The organism is Streptomyces mirabilis (genome assembly GCF_018310535.1).
Taxonomy (GTDB): Bacteria; Actinomycetota; Actinomycetes; order Streptomycetales; family Streptomycetaceae; genus Streptomyces.
Window position 1 is genome coordinate 6,335,780 of sequence record NZ_CP074102.1, and the last position, 19,127, is coordinate 6,354,906.

Annotated in this window: 20 protein-coding genes; 7 read left to right on the plus strand and 13 right to left on the minus strand. The window is 70.0% G+C overall.

Translation table 11 applies throughout. The features are described from left to right. Positions 1-24 precede the first annotated feature (24 nt). The 4 genes from SMIR_RS27900 to SMIR_RS27915 all read right to left on the minus strand — a co-directional run bounded on the left by SMIR_RS27900 (position 25) and on the right by SMIR_RS27915 (position 3,670). Positions 25-609: a winged helix-turn-helix domain-containing protein gene (locus SMIR_RS27900; RefSeq protein ID WP_168490729.1), complete on the minus strand. Its 585-nt coding sequence runs from the start codon at positions 607-609 to the stop codon at positions 25-27. 384 nt (positions 610-993) lie between these two features. Further along, a complete protein-coding gene (gene glnII / locus SMIR_RS27905) occupies positions 994-2,022 on the minus strand; it encodes a glutamine synthetase (protein ID WP_101405551.1) in 1,029 nt (342 codons plus the stop codon). 482 nt (positions 2,023-2,504) lie between these two features. Beyond that, complete coding sequence (locus tag SMIR_RS27910; protein ID WP_168490725.1) at positions 2,505-3,188, minus strand: SCO2207 family protein; 684 nt, start codon at positions 3,186-3,188, stop codon at positions 2,505-2,507. 119 nt (positions 3,189-3,307) lie between these two features. Continuing rightward, positions 3,308-3,670: an arsenate reductase family protein gene (locus SMIR_RS27915; protein ID WP_168490723.1), complete on the minus strand. Its 363-nt coding sequence runs from the start codon at positions 3,668-3,670 to the stop codon at positions 3,308-3,310. 172 nt (positions 3,671-3,842) lie between these two features. Between SMIR_RS27915 and SMIR_RS27920 the strand changes: the two genes are divergently transcribed. Both SMIR_RS27920 and SMIR_RS27925 read left to right on the plus strand, forming a co-directional pair. Then, the gene (locus SMIR_RS27920; RefSeq protein WP_212727527.1) at positions 3,843-4,328 is read left to right on the plus strand and encodes a hypothetical protein; all 486 of its coding nucleotides are present in this window, start codon (positions 3,843-3,845) and stop codon (positions 4,326-4,328) included. Between the two features lie 259 nt (positions 4,329-4,587). Then, positions 4,588-4,896 carry a hypothetical protein gene (locus tag SMIR_RS27925; protein WP_101405555.1) on the plus strand — a complete coding sequence of 103 codons (309 nt, stop codon included), beginning with the start codon at positions 4,588-4,590 and terminating at the stop codon, positions 4,894-4,896. A gap of 233 nt (positions 4,897-5,129) precedes the next feature. Here the strand turns inward: SMIR_RS27925 and SMIR_RS27930 are convergent, their stop codons facing one another. Next, the gene (locus SMIR_RS27930; protein WP_168490714.1) at positions 5,130-6,353 is read right to left on the minus strand and encodes a winged helix DNA-binding domain-containing protein; all 1,224 of its coding nucleotides are present in this window, start codon (positions 6,351-6,353) and stop codon (positions 5,130-5,132) included. A 197-nt stretch (positions 6,354-6,550) separates the two neighbouring features. On the opposite strand from SMIR_RS27930, the gene SMIR_RS27935 reads away from it, so the two are divergent. After that, positions 6,551-6,997, plus strand: a complete 447-nt coding sequence (locus tag SMIR_RS27935) for an FxLYD domain-containing protein (protein ID WP_168490713.1) — start codon at positions 6,551-6,553, stop codon at positions 6,995-6,997. 59 nt (positions 6,998-7,056) lie between these two features. Here SMIR_RS27935 and SMIR_RS27940 read toward each other — a convergent pair whose 3' ends face one another. After that, the gene (locus SMIR_RS27940) at positions 7,057-8,751 is read right to left on the minus strand and encodes an alpha/beta fold hydrolase (protein WP_212727528.1); all 1,695 of its coding nucleotides are present in this window, start codon (positions 8,749-8,751) and stop codon (positions 7,057-7,059) included. 176 nt (positions 8,752-8,927) lie between these two features. On the opposite strand from SMIR_RS27940, the gene SMIR_RS27945 reads away from it, so the two are divergent. Then, a complete protein-coding gene (locus SMIR_RS27945; RefSeq protein WP_168490709.1) occupies positions 8,928-9,212 on the plus strand; it encodes a hypothetical protein in 285 nt (94 codons plus the stop codon). A 25-nt stretch (positions 9,213-9,237) separates the two neighbouring features. Here the strand turns inward: SMIR_RS27945 and pspAB are convergent, their stop codons facing one another. Both pspAB and htpX read right to left on the minus strand, forming a co-directional pair. Then, positions 9,238-9,822 carry a PspA-associated protein PspAB gene (gene pspAB, locus SMIR_RS27950; protein ID WP_168490702.1) on the minus strand — a complete coding sequence of 195 codons (585 nt, stop codon included), beginning with the start codon at positions 9,820-9,822 and terminating at the stop codon, positions 9,238-9,240. A gap of 81 nt (positions 9,823-9,903) precedes the next feature. Further along, a complete protein-coding gene (gene htpX / locus SMIR_RS27955; RefSeq protein ID WP_168500964.1) occupies positions 9,904-10,827 on the minus strand; it encodes a zinc metalloprotease HtpX in 924 nt (307 codons plus the stop codon). A gap of 360 nt (positions 10,828-11,187) precedes the next feature. Here htpX and SMIR_RS27960 point away from each other — a divergent pair, with 360 nt between their 5' ends. Further along, positions 11,188-11,535, plus strand: coding sequence for a hypothetical protein (locus SMIR_RS27960; RefSeq protein ID WP_168490700.1), 348 nt, complete (start codon positions 11,188-11,190; stop codon positions 11,533-11,535). A gap of 80 nt (positions 11,536-11,615) precedes the next feature. Here SMIR_RS27960 and glnA read toward each other — a convergent pair whose 3' ends face one another. Further along, entirely contained in the window at positions 11,616-13,025 is a 1,410-nt protein-coding gene (glnA, locus tag SMIR_RS27965; RefSeq protein ID WP_054229275.1) for a type I glutamate--ammonia ligase, read from the minus strand. Between the two features lie 199 nt (positions 13,026-13,224). On the opposite strand from glnA, the gene SMIR_RS27970 reads away from it, so the two are divergent. Continuing rightward, the gene (locus tag SMIR_RS27970) at positions 13,225-13,695 is read left to right on the plus strand and encodes an RDD family protein (RefSeq protein WP_168490699.1); all 471 of its coding nucleotides are present in this window, start codon (positions 13,225-13,227) and stop codon (positions 13,693-13,695) included. 352 nt (positions 13,696-14,047) lie between these two features. Here SMIR_RS27970 and SMIR_RS27975 read toward each other — a convergent pair whose 3' ends face one another. From SMIR_RS27975 to lipB, 4 genes are all read right to left on the minus strand, one after another. Beyond that, a complete protein-coding gene (locus tag SMIR_RS27975; RefSeq protein ID WP_168490697.1) occupies positions 14,048-14,749 on the minus strand; it encodes a DUF4191 domain-containing protein in 702 nt (233 codons plus the stop codon). Between the two features lie 89 nt (positions 14,750-14,838). Continuing rightward, positions 14,839-15,036 (minus strand): SCO2195 family GlnR-regulated protein, encoded by a 198-nt coding sequence (locus SMIR_RS27980; RefSeq protein ID WP_054229278.1) that lies wholly within the window; start codon positions 15,034-15,036, stop codon positions 14,839-14,841. A 315-nt stretch (positions 15,037-15,351) separates the two neighbouring features. After that, the gene (gene lipA, locus SMIR_RS27985; protein WP_054229279.1) at positions 15,352-16,317 is read right to left on the minus strand and encodes a lipoyl synthase; all 966 of its coding nucleotides are present in this window, start codon (positions 16,315-16,317) and stop codon (positions 15,352-15,354) included. Between the two features lie 270 nt (positions 16,318-16,587). Next, the gene (gene lipB, locus SMIR_RS27990; RefSeq protein WP_075026467.1) at positions 16,588-17,385 is read right to left on the minus strand and encodes a lipoyl(octanoyl) transferase LipB; all 798 of its coding nucleotides are present in this window, start codon (positions 17,383-17,385) and stop codon (positions 16,588-16,590) included. A 302-nt stretch (positions 17,386-17,687) separates the two neighbouring features. Between lipB and SMIR_RS27995 the strand changes: the two genes are divergently transcribed. Beyond that, entirely contained in the window at positions 17,688-19,127 is a 1,440-nt protein-coding gene (locus SMIR_RS27995; protein WP_168490695.1) for an NsdA family TPR-like regulatory protein, read from the plus strand.

Below are 19,127 nucleotides of genomic sequence, written 5' to 3' on the forward strand. Positions count from 1 at the left end.
AGAGTTCCTGAGCGGCGGAGTGGGTCAACGCCCGGTCGCAGGCGCGTACTTGTACCCCACCCGCCGTACCGTCTGGATCGCCTGCCGGTGCTGCGCCCCCAGCTTGCGCCGCAACCGCGCGACGTGGACGTCGACGGTCCGCCCGTCGCCCACGTGCCCGTAGCCCCACACGGTGGTGACCAGCTGGTCGCGGGTGTGCACCCGGTGCGGGTAGGCGACGAGGTGCGCGAGCAGCTCGAACTCCAGGTAGGTGAGGTCGAGCGGCCGCCCGTCGACCTCGGCGGTGCGCTGCACGGGGTCGATGCGGACGAGCGGGTCGTCCCCGACGGCGGCGTGGATGGGGGCCGGGGAGTCCGGGACGGCGACCGGCACCAGGGGCTGCTGGTCGGCCGGTACGAGGACCAGGTAGCCGATCATCGGCGGCTGGCCGGGGAGTACGGGCAGGGTGTGCGGGGGAGCGGGCAGCCAGGTGGCGCCCGGCGGCAGGAAGTCCGCGACGTCGACCACCTCGTCCCGGTGGACGGCACGGAGTCGGTGCCGCGCGGGGACGGGGGCGGGTGCCGGTGCGGGGGTGGTCGCGACGGACGAGAAGGAACGAGTGGTCGCCATGAGAGGTCAGCTCTTTCGCGCGAGAAGTTCGTCGGGAAGGTCGACGACCGCGAGTTCGTGGTCGGGGCCGTCGAGGACGTACGTCGTGCGCGCTGGCCGAAGGCCGGGGTGTACGGCTTTAGAGGGCCGGCGCGTTCGTCGCGCGGCAACACACCCGGTCGAAGTCGTGATGCTGACGGGAAGGCCAGAAGGGCTCCAGGTCGGGACGACCCGTCGCGGTGTACTTCTGGAAGCTGGCCATAACCCCATTGAAGCAGAAGCCGGAGCCGGGCAGGAGACTCCTCTCACAGGTCGGACGCGTCCTTGGCGTGAACTTGACGTCGTACGACGAGAGGAGGCGCCCACCGTGACGGTGGGCGCCTCCTCGTTCGAGTGTGGGGCGGATCAGACCTGGCCGGCCTTCTCCAGGGCGGTGCAGCAGGTGTCGACGAGCAGGCGCGTGACGACGTACGGGTCGACGTTGGCGTTCGGGCGGCGGTCCTCGATGTAACCCTTGCCGTCCTTCTCGACCTGCCACGGGATGCGGACCGAGGCGCCACGGTTGGAGACGCCGTAGGAGTACTCGTTCCACGGGGCGGTCTCGTGCAGACCCGTCAGGCGGTCGTCGATGCCGGCGCCGTAGTTCTTGACGTGGTCGAGCGGCTTCGAGCCCTCGCCCAGCGACTCGCACGCGGTGATGATCGCGTCGTAGCCCTCGCGCATCGCCTTGGTGGAGAAGTTGGTGTGCGCGCCGGCGCCGTTCCAGTCGCCCTTGACAGGCTTGGGGTCGAGGGTCGCGGAGATGTTGAAGTCCTCGGCGGTGCGGTAGAGCAGCCAGCGGGCCACCCACAGCTGGTCGGAGACCTCCAGCGGCGCCAGCGGGCCGACCTGGAACTCCCACTGGCCGGGCATGACCTCGGCGTTGATGCCGGAGATGCCGAGGCCCGCCTTGAGGCAGTTCTCGAGGTGCGCCTCGACGACGTCACGGCCGAAGATCTCGTCCGCGCCGACGCCGCAGTAGTAGCCGCCCTGCGGGGCCGGGAAGCCGCCGACGGGGAAGCCGAGCGGGCGCTCCCCGTCGAAGAAGGTGTACTCCTGCTCGATACCGAAGATCGACTCCTGCGCGGCGAACTTCTCCGCCACCTCGGCCAGCGCCGCACGGGTGTTGGACTCGTGCGGCGTCATGTCGATGTTCAGGACCTCGCACATCACGAGGACGTCGTCGCCGCCGCGGATCGGGTCCGGGAAGGTCGCGACGGGCTTGAGTACGCGGTCCGAGGCGTGCCCCTCGGCCTGGTTCGTGGAAGACCCGTCGAAGCCCCAGATCGGCAGCTCGGCACCCTTGGCGTCGTCGCCCAGTATCTTCGTCTTGGAACGGAGCTTGGCCGTCGGCTCGGTGCCGTCGATCCAGATGTACTCAGCCTTGAAGGTCACGGGCCACATCCTTCGGGGGTGTGTCTTGGGCGCACTGCGGGTGCTGCGGCGCTGCGGCACTGGGGCGCCGCGGTAATGCCCGGCAGCCTGTCAACAGGCGATTTCCCGATCATTGCTCGAATGTGAACCCCGTGTTACCTGGTGCCTCTGTGCTGCGACTCACTCGCCGAGAGCGATTCGCGACCGCTATCGGTGGCCCGCTCGCGAAGTCCGCGAGCACACGCGTCCGCCCACCGTGATCCTCCCGGTCCCGGTGGCGGCGGCTCGTATGCGATGGGTTTGCGGGCGCGCACCTGGCTCCGTGACCGCCAGGTGCGGTGTCGAACTCGCTCTACGTGCCGGTCCTGCTGTTCGTGGCCGCGAACAGCAGGACGCACGACCCGCTTCGGGGGGCGGTCCGGGCCGCGGGGCTGCTGCCGTACGCGGCCCGGCCGGTACCGCCGTCCGGTCGGCGGAGTTCCTCAGTCGTCAGGTGTGGACGCTCACCCGACCTTCTCGATCCGGGCCCGGCGGATCAGGAACTTGCCCGGCTCCCGGACCTGCTCGAACGCCGCGTTGTTGAGCAGTACGCAGCTGCCCGACACGGAGGTGACCTGCACGGTCGTGGACTTGTTGTTGTCCAGGTTCGTGACCTTGAGCTTGGTCCCGGCCGGGAACTGGTTGCTGGACGCGGCCGGGGCGCCGCCCTCACCCGAGAGGGTGACGGTCGAGCCGTTGCAGACCTGCTGGCCGGTGGCGGCGCCACCACCACCCGTCCCCTGCGCGGGTGCGGTGGTCTGCTGCTGCGCGGGTGTGGTCGTCGCCGGCTGGGCGGACTGCGCGGGCTGCGTGGTCTGGGAGCCCTGAGCCGACTCCCCAACCGCGCAACCGGACGCCTTCTGCTGCACCTTGATCTGTGCGATGACCGCCTCGCGGTTGGCGATCCGCGCCGCCGACTGCGCGTCGGGATTCGCCCGTTGGCCGTCGATGAACTTCTGGTTGTTGCCGAGGGCGGTGGTGAGCCCCTGGCAGACCGTCGAGTCCGCGGCGGACAGGGTCCGGCCGTTCTCGGTCTGCGCCGCGTTCGAGGTGGCCGCCATGGCGAACGCGCCACCTCCGGCCACGGCGGCGGCACTGACCAGCAACGCGAGCTTCTTCTTTGGACTGAGAGTCCTTCTACGCGACATGTGCGCCTCCTGTCCGTGGCCGCCTCGTGCGGCGGCCGGATGCGATCCGTGTGCCGCTATGTACGAGATCCCGAACAGGGTTACTCAATGGTTAACACGAGTCAGCGAAGTGGCTTGGGTCACATGCGAGTCAAGGCGTCCCGAACCGCTTCCTCCGAACGGGCCACGACCGCCGTCCCGTCGTTCGCCGTGATGATCGGACGCTGGATGAGCTTCGGGTGCTCGGCCAGTGCCTTGATCCACTGCCCGCGCGAACTGTCGTCCCGCGCCCACGACTTCAGGTCGAGCTCCTTGGCGAGGGCCTCCTGTGTCCGCGTGATGTCCCACGGTTCGAGGCCCAGCCGCTCCAGTACGGCTCGGATCTCGTCCTCCGTGGGTACGTCCTCCAGGTAGCGGCGGACGGTGTACTCCGCACCCTCCGCGTCGAGCAGGCTGATGGCGCTGCGGCACTTCGAACAGGCCGGATTGATCCAGATCTCCATGCCGCACACGTTACGCGTGACCCCCTTTTCCGCTGGCGTCACACCACCCCCGAGGGCCCTGTGGCCAGGGGTTGGTTCATCACAAGATCATCACTTCATCTCCATGCCTCTGTCATATGCCGAAGCCAGGAACTACCGTCATCCCACCCGAAAGCACAATCAGGGGGGCGAGATGACTGACCCGTACACAAGGCCGCCTGTTCCGCGCCCGCCGGACATGCGGCCTTGGCGTAAGCGCAAGCGCGTGTGGGCGGCCGGGATCCTCCTGTTCGGTCTGGGGGCCATGGGTGGCACCCAGAGCGCGCAGGACGAGGTGAACGCGGCGAAGGCCGCGGCCGCCGGCCCCCGTCCGACGGTCACAGTGACCGCCACCGCCACCGCCACCGTCACCGTGACGCCGAAGCCGCGGGTCACCGTCACCAAGACGGTGCGGACGCCGGGCCCGACCAAGACGGTCACCGAGGCCGCGCAGGATGCCGGCGCGGACACAAGTGGGAGCAGCGACACCGGCACCTGCTCGATCGTCTCCAACTCGGGCAACTGCTACGAGGCGGGGCAGTACTGCCGGAACAGGGACCACGGCGCTTCGACGACGGATGCCGGCGGTGCGGGCATCACGTGCGCCTACCGCAACGGGTGGCGCTGGACCTACTCCTGACGGCGTGAGCCGCGTCCTTCCCGGTGGGTGGTGGGCGGCTCCCCGCCGTGCCCACCGGAGGGTCTGTTCGAATTTGCCGCCGCCTCACGCACATCTCCCGGAACTGCTGTGACACGGCGGCAACTCCCTTGCTCACCTGGATGTTTGCCGGACTCTGTGGACTCCCTGGATGTCAGTGCCGGGCAGTAAACTAGAAGCAGTGTTCGAGGGTGTCGCCGGGGGGTCCGGATGGCGCCCTGACCGCGACAGGAGGATGCCTGTGCCCGCTGCCGCACTGAAGCCGCTGCCCACTCAGTCCACGTCCAAGAGGGCGGTCCTGATGGACCTGCCGTACGAGCCCGTGGCGAAGCGCCCGTTGCCGCCGGGGCGGCCTCGCGAGTGGTACGTCACGCACAACCGCCGGCTCAAGGCGATGCGTCTCGCGATCGCTCTGCTCGACTCCGGTGTGTACGTTCCGAATCAGGCCCGCGACGAGAAGATCCGCAGTACCGCGGAGGCGATCGGTGTTCATCCGCCGTCGGACACCACGTGCCACATGGTGCGCGCGCTGATGCGTTACGCGCGCTGAGCGCCGGGGCGGCGGGGGTGACGTTCTTCGCCCCCGCCGCCCCTACTCGGGGGCTCCGCCCCCAAACCCCCGATCGGCCTGAACGGCCTCGTCCTCAAACGCCGGACAGGCTGAAAGATGCGCGCCAGCGCTCTCAAGGGGCGCGGGGAACTCCGCGATCAGCCCCCACCGGGCCCGCAGACAAACGAATCGGGCGGGTGGGGATACGGGGCGAAGCTCCGTGTCCTTCGTCTCTAACCCGTCGTCAGTTCCTTCTCCAGGGGGGTACGGAAGCGCGGGGTGATCCGGGTCGGGCCCAGCCAGGCCCGTAGGCGGGCGGCCTCCGCCTCGATGGCGGTCAGTGCCTCCCGCCCCACCCCGGCAGGGTCCAGCACCCGCCACACCAGGGCCCCGTCGGCCCGCTGCGCCCACCCTCCGACCACCCGCCCCTCCCACCACACCGTCGGTCCGACATTCCCGCTGCGGTCGAAGAGGGCGGGGCGGAGGGAGGGTGAGAGGTACCAGTCCCGTTCCTGCCATCCCATGGCCGTCGGATCGAGTCCGGGGAGGAGCGCGGCCCACGGTGCGACGGGGCCGGGGGCGGTGTCGTCGGCGGTCACATATCCGGTGGCCCCGTCGTCGAGCGACACGGCCACCGCCCCGATCGCGGCCAGCGCCCGCCGCACATCGGTGACCTTCCACCCCGTCCACCACTTGAGGTCGGCCTCGGTGGCGGGCCCGCACACCGCGAGCCAGCGGCGCAGCAACTCGGGCTGGGCCTCGGAGGGCGGGAGTTCGGGATGCGGTGGCGCCACGGCCCAGCGGAACTGGGTCGACGTCCAGGACCCCAGCGGGCGCCCACGCACCACCCGCCCCTCGACCCCGAGCACCCGCATCAGCCGGGACGACACGGTGTGCGCGCTCTCGTAACCGCGCCCCGCGCCGTACGTGAACTGCTCCCTCAACCTCGGCTCGTCCTGGGTGAGTTCGTTCACCGTGGCCTGCCCGCGCCGCGCCAGCGCGGCGAGCGCGGACGCCTCCACCTCGGTGAGCCACTCCTCGGTCAGCCGCCCGTCGCTGCCGCTCACCATGTCCTTGACCAGCCCGGCCCGGGCCTTCGCGGCGATCGCGAGCCCCGTCGAGGCGTGCACCACCGCGGCCAGCTCGGTGGGGAACACGAACACGGTGTGCCGCATGCCGTGCATCCGTACCAGCGTCCGGTCCTCGTACAGCGCCCGGTCGAGCTCCGCCACCGTCTTCCCGGCGTCCGCGAGCCGCGCGCCCACCGCCAGGTACACCGTCGCCGGATCGGTCCCGTGCAGTGCGACCAGGGACCCGGCGACCTCCTCGGGGCTCGCCGCGCGCGCCGTCCCCGTGAGCCGGTGTCGCAGGGCGAGCCGGGCCCGCCGCTCCGCCACTGCGATGTGCCGTCGCTCCTCGCCCACGCCGCCTCCCTCTCGTAGCTGCCGTCCCCGCATCCTCTCGCGCCTCACCCGATCGGCGCCCCCGCCATGCGTACGCCCTGCTCACGGCCTTGACTGAAACGGGAATCCGCAGCGGAACGTCGGGAGACGACATGGCGCGGCACGCGAGGCAAGGGATACGCGGGACAGGCGGGGTACACGGGGTGAGCGGGATACGAGCGCCCGGCGCACGACGGACCGGCCCGGGGGCCGTGGCTGTCGTGCTCCTCCTGGTTCTCGGCGCGGCCCTGGCCGGCTGTTCCAACGGCACCACCCCGTCCGACGTGGCCTCCGCCGCCTCCTCCCTCGCGTCCGAGGCCGGCGGCACCCTCGCCTCCGCGACCGCCGAGGCCGGGCGGAAGTTCGACGAGTTCAAGAACGGTCTGAATGCCAAGGGCGAGGTGAAGCTCGGCGGCCAGGTGACCATCGACTCCGCGGGGCGGGCCACCGTCAAGGCCACCGCCACCAACCCGACGTCCGCGGCGAAGACGTACGCGGTCCAGGTCGACTTCCGCGACAAGGGCGGCAACCTCCTCGACACGGTCGTCGTCACCCTGAAAGACGTCCCGGCGGGCGCGGCCAAGGACGCAACCGCCCGCAGCAATCGCACCCTCTCCGGAGACGTCACCGCCGACGTAGCCCGCGCCGTGCGGACCTGACACCCGCAGACGAGCCTCCCGCTCCGGCGACCGTCATGCCGTCGTCGTCGCCGATGCCTTCAGCCGTACAGCTCGAACAGTCCGGTCACATACGCCGTCAGCCGTTCGCCCAGCAGCTCGGGGGTCAGGTCCGTGCGCCCCAGTTCCCGCCACGGCACCGCGAGCTTCTCGGCGTCGGGGGAGTAGGCCAGAGCGTCCAGCAGCCGCCAGTACAAGTGCTCCTCGGCGTCGGCCGGTCGGCGTCCGCCGTGTGCCTCGTACCGCGCGCGGAACCCCAGGCCGTACGCCTCCCCGTGCAGCAGCGCGAGGGCCGTGGAGCAGTGGGCCACGTCCAGGTCGGCGGGCCCCCACGAGGTCTCCACCCAGTCGACCACCCCGCTGATCCGCAGCGCGTCGCCCGCGCCGGTGAAGAGCACGTTGCCGGGATGGAAGTCCCGGTGCAGGAAACACCCTTCGTACGCCGGGGGTTCGCGCCGGATCACGTCCACGGCCCGCTCCCACAGCACGCCCCGGGGCACACGGACGCGTTCGGGCGAGGTCCATGCCTGGTAGGGGCGCGGGCGGTCGGCGGGAACCACCGCGTGGATACGGGCCAGTTGGCCGGCCAGCAGGTCGATGCGCCGGTCCAGGTCCTCCTCGTCGACCCGTACCCCGCCCGGCAGCGAGGACATCAACAGCGAGGGGTGGTCGCAGTGTTCGGCGGCGGCGTCGACGGCCTGGAGCTCGGGCGTGGGCACGTCCTCGTACGCGGCGAGCAGGGTGAGGACGGACGCCTCGCGGGTCAGCAGGCCGGGCGCATGACGGCGGTAGAAGGGCTTCACGAACGACCGCAGCACCAGACCCGTACCGTCGTCGAGGGCGAGCCGGCGCATCTGGGAGCTCCAGCCGCCGCGCAGGGCCGTGGACTCCCGTACGCTCCTGCCGGCCGGAAGCTGTTTGGCCACCCAGCCGCGGGTCGCGGTCCACCCCCGCTCACCCAGTCCCACGAGTACGGCGTCCACGAACCGCGCCCGGTCGGCGGCGTGTTCGCGCAGCCACAGGCCCAGCATGTGGTCGGCATCGGGGAATTCGAGCCGGGTGAACTGGGCACGGGCGGTGAGCGCGTCCGTCACGGCCTCGGTGACGGCGGGCGGGATGACGGCGTCCGTACCGGGTACGGCGAGGACCGCACGGCCGTCGTACCCGCGCAGCACATCGAGCGCGGGGGCCTGCCGCCAGCTGTCCGGCGCCCGGATGATCTCGCTGAAGCGCCCTCCCCCACTCTCGACCTCGCTCGAGCGGGAGGTACTCCTGCCCTCCCCGAACGGAACCTGCCACGCCTCGGCGCCGTACACCGCGGGCGCGCACAGGCCCAGCGCCACCACGCGCCGCCCGTAGTGCGCGGCGAGATCGGCCACCGTCTGGCCGCTCATGCTGAACCCGACGAGGATCAGCGGACCGTCCGCCGGGACCGACGCGTCGATGACGGAGACGGCCTGCTCGAAGCGTCGGCGCAGGCTCAGGTCCTTGAGTTCGCCCGAACTTTCGCCATGCCCGGAGAAGTCGAGGGCGAGGCCCCGGCAGCCGCGTGCCACGAACTCCTCCAGCAGCGGCAGCAGTCGCTCCTTGTTGCCGAGGCCCGCGCCGTGCAGCAGGACGACGGTGGCCGTGGCGCCTCGGCCATCGCCATGGCCGCTGCCATGGCCGTCGTCACCGTCGCCGCTGACGCAGCTCAGTCGTTCACCGTCGTGGTCGTGTGCGAAGGAGGCGAGCATCCGCCCATTCACCCATGCCCCCCCATGACCCACGCCCGCTTTTCAGCCACGTCCGCTTTTCGCCGGACAGGCATCAGGTGGCGGACTCGGGGCTACTCTCTACGCACCGACGGACGGGGACCCACCCCCAGTGCCCTGTCGGCACACAGCCACCCACGCACACAAGGAGTCCCGTCATGGGAACCTTGATCGTTTCCGCGACCGTGACCCTGGTCGTCCTGGGCTTCTCGAACCACGTCCTGTGGCTCGCCGCGATCGCCCTGCTCTTCGTGTACGCCCGCTACGGCCGTACCTGGGGCAGCTCGTCCGCGGCGGCGCCCTCGGGCACGTCCGGTTCCCCGGCCCGTCCGGACACCAGCTACCGCGCCTACCGTCAGCGCCGTGACCAGCAGGCCAAGTGGGAGCGCCGCTACCGCCGCGAGCGTCCGCTGGAGGCCCGCCGCCAGGAACGCCGGACGTAGCACCCGGACGCCGGTTCCCAGGAGGTCACAGACCCGGGGCGCCCCAGATGGGGAACCAGCGGCTGAGGTCCTGCTCGATCCGCAGATCGTCCGCGAGCGCGGCCTTGACCTGCAGTTCCAGCGCGTTGTCGCGCCGTTGGGCCTCGCCTGCCAGCGGTGCGAAGGGATAGAAGGTGCCGCGCTTGTAGAGGTAGACGAGCCCGAGCCGTCGCTGCCCGGTGTCCTGGAAGCCGGCCACGGAGCAGAGCAGCTGCGGTCCGAAGCCGCTGCCCTCCAGCGCGCTGTTGACCGCGTGCAGATCACCGACCAGCGCGGGCAGATCGTCCGGTTCCCGCCGCGAGACCAGCCACGAATACCCGTACTCGTCCCGGCTGACCTCCACCGGCGGACCCGTGCGTTCGGCATCCGCGTCGAGCAGCTCCTGCACCTCCTGGTGTGCCTGGGCGAAGGCCCCGCCCTCGACGCTCGCGAAACACACCGCGCCCGTCCCGGTCGGGGTGAACCCGGCGGCGGCCTGCAGGGTCACGGCCGCCGACGGCAGCCCGAAGAGCTGGTCGAGATCGGGCGCGACGGCCTTGGTGCGCCCGAGCAGGATGTCCAGGAACCCCATGCAGTCGGCTGCCTTTCCGGAAGGGACGAAGGGCCATGGCCCAGGACGAGCAGGTGGGTCGGGAAGGGGCAGGAAGAAGAGTCAGGCGGTGTTTTCCGGAGTCGCCGCCTCACCCAGTTCCGCCGAGATCCTGCCCAGTTGTTCGAGCCGCTGCTCCAGGCTGGGGTGGGTCGAGAAGAGCTTCGCGATCCCCGGTTCGGCACCGAGGGCCGGCGTGAAGTAGAACGCGTTGAACGCCTGTGCCGTCCGCAGGTCCTTGGTCGGGATCCGCGCGATGTCCCCGGAGACCTTCGTCAGCGCGGACGCCAGCGCCGAGGGTCGGCCGGTGAGCAGGGCGGCGGACCGGTCGGCGGCCAGCTCGCGGTACCGGGACAGGGCCCGGATGAGCAGGAAGCTGATCGCGTACACGGCCGCGGAGACGGCCATCACCGCCATGAAGATCGCCACGGTGTTCTGGTCCTTGCGGCCGCGCCCGCCGAAGAGCTGCGAGTAGAAGGCGAACCGCACGATCAGCCCGGCGATCACCCCGAGGAACGAGGCCACGGTGATCACGGCGACGTCCTTGTGCGCCACGTGCGACAGCTCGTGCGCGAGCACGCCCTCCAGCTCGTCGGGCTCCAGCCGCCGCAGCAGCCCGGTGGTCACGCAGAGGACCGCGTGATCGGCGTTCCGCCCGGTCGCGAACGCGTTCGGCATGTCGATGTCCGACACGGCGACCAGTGGCTTCGGCATGTCGGCGACGGCACACAGCCGGTCGACGACCCCGTGCAGCTGCGGATACTCCTCGCGCTCCACGATCCGGCCGTGCATCGCGTAGAGCGCGATCCGGTCCGAGAACCAGTACTGCGCGCCGAGAACCAGGGCCGCGACGACCACGACCAGCACCCAGGACTTCAGCAGCACGATCAACGCGGCGACGAAGGCCACGTACAGCAATCCGAGCAGGAACAGCGTGACCGTCATGCGTACGGTCAACCGCGGATCGCTCCGGAACCGGCTCTGCATCTGCATCACCCCCGCAGTAAGGCACTCGTCCCGCTGTCCAGTGTGCACCTGCGGACGCCCATGAAGCGGTTCCGAACAGCCCTAGGAGATGCAAAGGCAACCTGTGGGATTCCGTGCGAGATCTGGGGGATTCCGCCCAAGATGCTGAGTGGTCGATCGCCGACTAGCCTTTATTCGCGAGCAGCTCTTAGTGAAAAGAGCCGCCATCGGAGTACGCCCGCTGCACGCGTCGGCGGTTTGAACGTACTCCCCGTACTCGGGCGAGCATCGCGCCGGACCCGCTCCGCCGCGGTCACGGCCATCTGCCATCCGTCTCGTGCCTCCGAAAGACCGCACGAGGGGTGCAAGGAGGATTCATCCATGAAGGCACAACGTGCGAGGCGCTTCTTCGCGGTATCCGCCATCGGCGTTCTGATGGCCGGAGGCGCCGCGATCGGCGCAGCAGGTACGGCCTCGGCAGCTGCCCCGGCCCAAGCCCCGACCCAAGTCACCACCTTCGGCTGTTCCAACTGGGGTGGCCGTGGATTCGGGAACAACTGCGGGTTCGGCTTCAACAACGGCTTCGGCTTCAACAACGGCTTCAACAACGGCTTCAACAACGGCTTCAACACCGGCTTCAACCGTTTCGGCTTCAACAACGGTTTCGGCTTCAACAACGGCTTCAGCAACGGCTTCGGTGGTGGAGTCGTAGTCGTCGTGGTGCCCTGACGGACCACGGCCGAGGGCCGCCACCTGTACTCACAGGTGGCGGCCCTCAGTTTTCCAGGCGTCTTTTGGCGTCGTGATCTTTAGACGTCGTAGTACAGCTCGAACTCGTGCGGGTGCGGACGAAGCTGCAGCGGCGCGATCTCGTTCGTGCGCTTGTAGTCGATCCACGTCTCGATCAGGTCGGACGTGAAGACGTCGCCCGCGAGCAGGAACTCGTGGTCGGCCTCGAGGCGGTCGAGGACGGCCGGGAGGGAGGTCGGGACCTGGGCGACGCCCGCGTGCTCCTCGGGGGCGAGCTCGTAGAGGTCCTTGTCGATCGGCTCGGCCGGCTCGACCTTGTTCTTGATGCCGTCGAGGCCCGCGAGCAGCAGGGCGGAGAAGGCCAGGTACGGGTTGCCGGAGGAGTCGGGCGCACGGAACTCGACGCGCTTGGCCTTCGGGTTCGAACCGGTGATCGGGATACGCATGGCCGCGGAGCGGTTGCGCTGCGAGTACACCAGGTTGACCGGGGCTTCGAAGCCGGGGACCAGACGGTGGTACGAGTTCACCGTCGGGTTCGTGAAGGCGAGCAGCGACGGGGCGTGCTTGAGGATGCCGCCGATGTAGTAGCGGGCGGTGTCCGAGAGGCCCGCGTAACCGGCCTCGTCGTAGAACAGCGGGTCGCCGTTGGCCCACAGCGACTGGTGGACGTGCATGCCCGAGCCGTTGTCGCCGAAGATCGGCTTCGGCATGAAGGTCGCGGTCTTGCCGTTGCGCCAGGCGACGTTCTTCACGATGTACTTGAAGAGCTGGAGGTCGTCGGCCGCGGCGAGCAGCGTGTTGAACTTGTAGTTGATCTCGGCCTGGCCGGCGGTGCCCACCTCGTGGTGCTGGCGCTCGACCTGGAGGCCGGACTTGGCCAGCTCCAGGGAGATCTCGGCACGCAGGTCGGCGAAGTGGTCGACCGGCGGGGTCGGGAAGTAGCCGCCCTTGTAGCGGACCTTGTAACCACGGTTGTCCTCGAGGGCACCGGTGTTCCAGGCGCCGGCCTCGGAGTCGATGTGGTAGAAGGCCTCGTTCGACTTGGTGTCGAAGCGCACGCTGTCGAAGACGTAGAACTCGGCCTCGGGGCCGAAGAACGCGGTGTCGGCGATGCCGGTCGACGCGAGGTAGGCCTCGGCCTTCTTCGCCACGTTGCGCGGGTCACGGGAGTACTGCTCGCCCGTGATCGGGTCGTGGATGAAGAAGTTGATGTTGACCGTCTTGTCGCGGCGGAAGGGGTCGACGCGCGCGGTGGACAGGTCGGCGCGGAGCGCCATGTCGGACTCGTGGATGGCCTGGAAACCGCGGATCGAGGAACCGTCGAACGCGAGCTCCTCGGCCGGGTCGAAGGCCTCGGCCGGGATCGTGAAGTGCTGCATCACGCCCGGCAGGTCGCAGAAGCGGACGTCGACGAACTTGACGTCCTCGTCCGCGATGAACTTCTTGGCCTCGTCGGCGTTCTGGAACATCCAGCTCCTCCTACTCCCGCCCACAGTGGACCGGGGTGGTAGTTCGTTCGTGCGGCCAGTGCGGTGGCACACGCTGGAGCCGACCATAGGGATGGGGGATTTCTCCAGCGTGACCCATTTGTTTCGCCCAAGTTAACCGACCTGGGGCAGCCGGGCCCCTCCTGTCCGTATGCCAAAACGGGCGCAGTACCGTGGGCGGGTGGACAACAGGCAAGCAATCGGATCGTGGCTCTCCGGACCCCGCGCGGCCCTGGAGGACGCCGGTGCCGACCTCGGATACCGAGGCGAACAGCTGGGTCTGCCGGAACAGGGCCCCGGCTCCATCGCCCGCCCCGGCCGCAGGCTGGGCGCCCTCGTCATCGACTGGGCCCTGTGCCTGTTGATCGCATACGGACTGCTCACCCACGGCTACAAGCCGGGGTCGACGGGCAACTGGGCCCTGCTCGTCTTCTTCGTCCTGGGCGTCCTGACCGTCGGTACGGTCGGCTTCACCCCGGGCAAGCGCCTCCTGGGCCTGCGGATCGTCCCCGAGGGCGGCGGCCGTCTCAACCCGCTGCGTGTCCTGCTGCGCACCGCCCTGCTGTGCGTGGCCATCCCCGCCCTGATCTGGGACCGCGACGGCCGGGGCCTGCACGACCGCATGGCCCGCACGATCGAGGTCCGGGCCTAGGGCCTGTCCGGCGGATCATGCCGGAGACGCGGGGCTTGGCAGGCCCATCTGCGGCGTTGTCGTCACTCTCCCCCAAGCTCTCGACTTCGCTCGAGCAGGGAGGGACCCCCATCGCTCCGCTCGACTCCCTCCTCCGCCTTGCAGCTGGACGCACCAAGCCCCCGCTCACCTGTGCTTATGAGGCGCCGTCGCTTCCCTCCGACCTGATCCGCCGGACAGGCCCTAGCGACCGGACACCAGGCCGTACGACGACACCAGGCCGTACGACGAGTGGTGCGGCGAACGGTACGACGATGGGGGCGCCCGGAGTGATCCGGGCGCCCCCATCGTGGTAACTCTGCTCAGAGGAGTGTCAGCGGGCCTTCGGTCCGCCGCGCGGCATCCGCATGCCCTTGGGCATCGGACCCTTCGGAAGGGGCATGTTGCTCATCAGGTCGCCCATCGCGCGCAACCGGTCGTTGGTGGCCGTCACCTGCGGGCCGGTCAGGACGCGGGGGAACTTCAGCATCGTGGTGCGGAGCTTCTTCAGCTCGACCCGACCCTCACCGGTGCCCACGAGCACGTCGTGCACGGGCACATCGGCGACGATCCGCGCCATCTTCTTCTTCTCGGCCGCCAGCAGGCTCTTCACCCGGTTCGGGTTGCCCTCGGCCACCAGCACGATGCCGGCCTTGCCGACCGCGCGGTGCACCACGTCCTGGCTGCGGTTCATCGCCACCGCCGGAGTCGTGGTCCAGCCCCGGCCGATGTTGTCCAGCACGGCCGCGGCTGCGCCCGGCTGGCCTTCCATCTGCCCGAACGCGGCTCGCTCGGCCCTGCGCCCGAAGACGATCGCCGTCGCGAGGAAGGCGAGCAGAAGGCCGAGAATGCCCAGGTAGTACGGGTGGTCGATCAAGAGGCCGATCGCGAGGAAGACACCGAAGGTGACGATTCCGACTGCCGCGAGTACAAGACCGATCTTGGAGTCGGCCTTGCGAGTCATCTTGTAGGTCAGAGCGATCTGCTTGAGTCGCCCGGGGTTCGCAGCGTCCGCTGCAGTTTCCTTCCTCGCCATGCCACGAAGTCTACGTGGCCCGACAAGCGCCGACGACGGCAGTGTCCGGGCGGGCGGCGGCAGTGCCCGCACGGGGGGTCCGGCGACGGCTACGAACGCGTCGCCACGGACTCCAGCACGCGCTGCGCCTCGACCCGGTCCTTGGCGCGACGGCGGTCCTCCAGCACGGAGGTCCAGGCGTTGCGGCGGGCGGTGCGCTGACCGCTGCTCATGAGCAGCGACTCGACGGCACGGAGTGCATCGGTGAACGACGGGATGGCTGTGGCGCGTACGGGCGCGGCCTGCATGATGGAGGTCCCCCCTCGGGATGGCGGCTCTGGACGGGGCGGTACGTGGCGTAAGACCAGGGTCACTGATTGGTGTTACCAGGGCGTGACCGACCGGTCAAACACCAATGAAGCCTTGATGCGGCGGGCCTCCAGCCTGACGCTGTCCTGACGCCTGTTCCCATCTGCGTGGACAGTCGACAGCGCGGTGAATTGGCCACATTGTGGGGGGAGTTGCTTGTGCGCCGATTCACACGCGAGCGGTGGCACTGAGTGCCACCGCTCGGGTTGTACGGCGTTTCAAATTGTGTCGCCCGCACTGCTCCGTACGGGTGTTCAGACCGCCTGCGAGGCGACGTACGCGCCCCGCTTCTCGATGGCCATCTGGTACAGCCGGCCGGCGCGATACGAGGAGCGCACCAGCGGGCCCGACATGACACCGGAGAAGCCGATCTGCTCGGCCTCCTCCTTCAGCTCCACGAACTCGTGCGGCTTGACCCAGCGCTCCACGGGGTGGTGGCGCACGGAGGGACGCAGGTACTGCGTGATGGTCACCAGCTCGCAGCCCGCCTCGTGCAGCTGCGTGAGGGCCTCGCTGACCTCCTCGCGGGTCTCGCCCATGCCGAGGATGAGGTTCGACTTCGTGACCAGACCGTAGTCGCGCGCTTCGGTGATGACCTTCAGCGAACGCTCGTAGCGGAAGCCCGGGCGGATGCGCTTGAAGATCCGGGGGACCGTCTCGACGTTGTGCGCGAAGACCTCCGGGCGGGACGAGAAGACCTCGGCGAGCTGGGCGGGCTCGGCGTTGAAGTCGGGGGCGAGGAGCTCGACCTTGGTGCGGCCGGCCTCGCGCTCCGCCGTCTGCCGGTGGATCTGGCGGACCGTCTCGGCGTACAGCCACGCCCCGCCGTCCTCCAGGTCGTCGCGGGCGACGCCGGTGATGGTGGCGTAGTTCAGGTCCATCGTGACCACGGACTCGCCCACGCGACGGGGCTCGTCGCGGTCGAGTGCCTCCGGCTTGCCCGTGTCGATCTGGCAGAAGTCGCAGCGCCGGGTGCACTGGTCGCCGCCGATCAGGAACGTGGCCTCGCGGTCTTCCCAGCACTCGTAGATGTTGGGGCAGCCCGCCTCCTGGCAGACCGTGTGCAGGCCCTCGCTCTTCACGAGGTTCTGCATCTTCGTGTACTCGGGGCCCATTTTCGCCCGGGTCTTGATCCACTCGGGCTTGCGCTCGATGGGGGTCTGGGCGTTCCGGACCTCCAGGCGCAGCATTTTGCGTCCGTCGGGTGCGACTGCGGACACATCGGCTCCCTGTAGCTTCGATTCTTCGGCGTACACCAGGGTACGCCCGTACGGTTCTCGGCCCCCGCGGTGGGCAACCTTGCGGACCGGGGGTGCATTCCCGGGCTTTCCTCGCCCCCGCCGCCCCTACCCGCCCCACCCCTGAGGACTGCCGCCTCCAGCCCCCGGCTTCGGCCTGAGGCCTCGTCCTCGAACACCGGACGAGTCGAGGCTTTTGGGGGCGCGGGGAACTGCGCGGTCGGCCCCCCCGCCACCCGCACCCGAAATCAGTCAGGCCGAGGCCCGTTCGACCTCGCGGGGGCGCAGGTCCGCGTTCTCCAGGACGTCGCGGAGGTGCTTCTCGGCGACCGGCAGGACCTCGGCGATGGTGACGTCGCGCCCCAGCTCGTACGCCAGGGACGTCACCCCCGCGTCCCGGATCCCACACGGGATGATCTTGTCGAAGGAGGATGTGTCCGGATTCACATTCAGGGCGAAGCCGTGCATGGTGACGCCCTTGGCGACCCGGATCCCCATGGCGCAGATCTTCCGGTCCTCGCGCCGCTGCCCGGCGTTGGAGGGCGCGTACTCGGGCCCGTTCAGACGGGGGTCGAACTCCTCGTCCGTCAGCCGCGGGTCGAAGTCGAGGGAGAGCCCGCCGAGGGAGGGGCGCGAGGCGACGGGGTCGCCCAGGACCCAGACGCCCGCCCGGCCCTCCACCCGGCTGGTCTCGACGCCGAACTCGGCGCAGACCCGGATCATGACCTCTTCCAGCCGCCGCAGGTGCGCCACCACGTCCACCGGGCGCGGCAGCTTCTGGATCGGGTAGCCCACGAGCTGCCCGGGCCCGTGCCAGGTGATCTTGCCGCCGCGGTCAACGTCGACCACGGGGGTGCCGTCGAGGGGCCGTTCGCTGTCCGCCGTACGCCGGCCCGCCGTGTAGACCGGCGGGTGCTCCAGGAGCAGACAGGTGTCGGGGACCTCGTCCAGGAAACGGGCGGCATGCACGCGGCGCTGCTCGTCCCAGGCCTCTTGGTACTCCACGGCCTCGGCACCGAATCCCATGCGGACGAACCGCAACTCACTCACGGCAAGCGCCTCCCTAGAAGCCTCAGAACCTTCAGAACCTGTGGTGTGGCAACCGGCGGGCCCGTTGTCCGGCAGGCGAAAGAACCTTTCGTCAGGTACGTAACGCGCCCACGCCACTGTACGTCCGGGCCGCGCGCGTCAGCCCAGCGGTCAATCCTCACACGATCGGATGAATGTATGCCGAAGAGTGCGATCACGTGTTTACTCTCCGCTACATTCGCGCCGTCCACGAGGCCATAAGGGCTGCTCACAGGCAATCCGGGCACCCAGTGATGTCCGGAAGGCAGGAGACCGCACCGCAGATGACGGAACGACCCGCGCAGCGCACGCCCAATCGCCAGCTCGCCGCGCTCATCGCAGAAGCGGGGTTCTCCAACGCAGGTCTCGCCCGTCGCGTGGACCAGCTCGGCCTCGAACACGGACTTGACCTGAGATATGACAAGACATCGGTGACGCGGTGGCTGCGCGGGCAGCAGCCCCGCGGCACCACACCCGCCCTCATCGCCGAGGTGTTCACGCGGCGCCTCGGCCGGCGCCTCACCGCGCAGGACCTCGGGCTCGACGCCTGCGCACCCGTCTACGCGGGCCTCGAGTTCGCCGCGACCCCAGAGGAGGCCGTAGACATCGTCAGCGGGCTGTGGCGCAAGGACTCCGGCAGCCACGCCGAGCTACGCAAGATCGCCTTCACCCCGGCGGGGCTCGTCGTCCCCAGCCGCGACTGGCTGATCGGACGGGCCGACGACCGGGTGAGCCGCGGCGACCAGGCCGCCGCGCGCATCCCCGCCCAGGGGCGCCCCGGGGTCCCCCGCCAGCGCAGCCAGACCGAACGCGGCCCCGGCCAGAAGGTCACCGGCGGGGACATCGCCGCCCTGCGCTCGGTGGGCGAACTGTTCCGCGCCCTCGACCACGCCTACGGCGGCGGCCACGCCCGCCAGGCCCTGGTCCGCTACCTGGAGCACGAGGCCGAGCCCATGCTGCGCGGCGTGTACGGCGAGCAGACCGGGCGGCGCCTGTTCGCGGCCGCCGCCGACCTCACCCGCCTCGCCGGCTGGACCTCGTACGACATCGCGGCGCACGGGCTCGCGCAGCGCTACTTCGTGCAGGCGCTGCGGCTGTCGCAGGCGGCCGGCGACCGGGCGTACGGCTCGTACGTCCTGGTCACCATGAGCCGGCAGGCGGTCTACCTCGGCCACGGGCGCGAGGCCGTGCAGCTCGCCCGGGTCGCGCAGCAGGGCGTCGGCTCGTCCGTGCCGCCCGTCGTCCAGGCGCTGCTGCACTCCGTGGAGGCGCGCGGGCACGGCGTACTCGGGGAGGTGCGGGCCTGCACGGCGTCGCTGGTGCGCGCCGAGCGGGCCCTCGAATCCGCCCGGCCGGGGGACGAGGCCCCGCACTGGGCGCGGTTCTTCGACGAGGCGCAGCTTGCCGACGAGTTCGGTCACTGCCACCGGGATCTGCAGCAGTACCGGGCCGCGGCGCAGCACGCCGAGCGCTCGCTGCAGTTGCGGGCGCCCGGCTTCGCGCGCAGCCGGCTGTTCTGCCGGGTGGTGCTCGCCTCGGCACGGCTCGGGCTCGGGGAGCTCGACCAGGCCTGCCTGTTGGGCGCCGAGGCCGCGGGGCAGGCGGCGGAGATGCGGTCGGTCCGGGCCGTCGAGTACGTACGGGACTTCGAGCGGCGGCTCGAACCGTACCGGGACGCGGCACCCGTACGGGGCTACCGGGACCGGGTGGCGGCCCTGGGCTGA

Coding starts and splice junctions, on each gene's coding strand:
- SMIR_RS27900 (WP_168490729.1), bottom strand. CDS start 609: ATGGCGACCACTCGTTCCTTCTCGTCCGTCGCGACCACCCCCGCACCG.
- SMIR_RS27910 (WP_168490725.1), bottom strand. CDS start 3,188: ATGTCGCGTAGAAGGACTCTCAGTCCAAAGAAGAAGCTCGCGTTGCTG.
- SMIR_RS27915 (WP_168490723.1), bottom strand. CDS start 3,670: ATGGAGATCTGGATCAATCCGGCCTGTTCGAAGTGCCGCAGCGCCATC.
- SMIR_RS27920 (WP_212727527.1), top strand. CDS start 3,843: ATGACTGACCCGTACACAAGGCCGCCTGTTCCGCGCCCGCCGGACATG.
- SMIR_RS27930 (WP_168490714.1), bottom strand. CDS start 6,353: ATGCGGGGACGGCAGCTACGAGAGGGAGGCGGCGTGGGCGAGGAGCGA.
- SMIR_RS27940 (WP_212727528.1), bottom strand. CDS start 8,751: ATGCTCGCCTCCTTCGCACACGACCACGACGGTGAACGACTGAGCTGC.
- SMIR_RS27945 (WP_168490709.1), top strand. CDS start 8,928: ATGGGAACCTTGATCGTTTCCGCGACCGTGACCCTGGTCGTCCTGGGC.
- pspAB (WP_168490702.1), bottom strand. CDS start 9,822: ATGGGGTTCCTGGACATCCTGCTCGGGCGCACCAAGGCCGTCGCGCCC.
- htpX (WP_168500964.1), bottom strand. CDS start 10,827: ATGCAGAGCCGGTTCCGGAGCGATCCGCGGTTGACCGTACGCATGACG.
- SMIR_RS27960 (WP_168490700.1), top strand. CDS start 11,188: ATGAAGGCACAACGTGCGAGGCGCTTCTTCGCGGTATCCGCCATCGGC.
- glnA (WP_054229275.1), bottom strand. CDS start 13,025: ATGTTCCAGAACGCCGACGAGGCCAAGAAGTTCATCGCGGACGAGGAC.
- SMIR_RS27975 (WP_168490697.1), bottom strand. CDS start 14,749: ATGGCGAGGAAGGAAACTGCAGCGGACGCTGCGAACCCCGGGCGACTC.
- SMIR_RS27980 (WP_054229278.1), bottom strand. CDS start 15,036: ATGCAGGCCGCGCCCGTACGCGCCACAGCCATCCCGTCGTTCACCGAT.
- SMIR_RS27995 (WP_168490695.1), top strand. CDS start 17,688: ATGACGGAACGACCCGCGCAGCGCACGCCCAATCGCCAGCTCGCCGCG.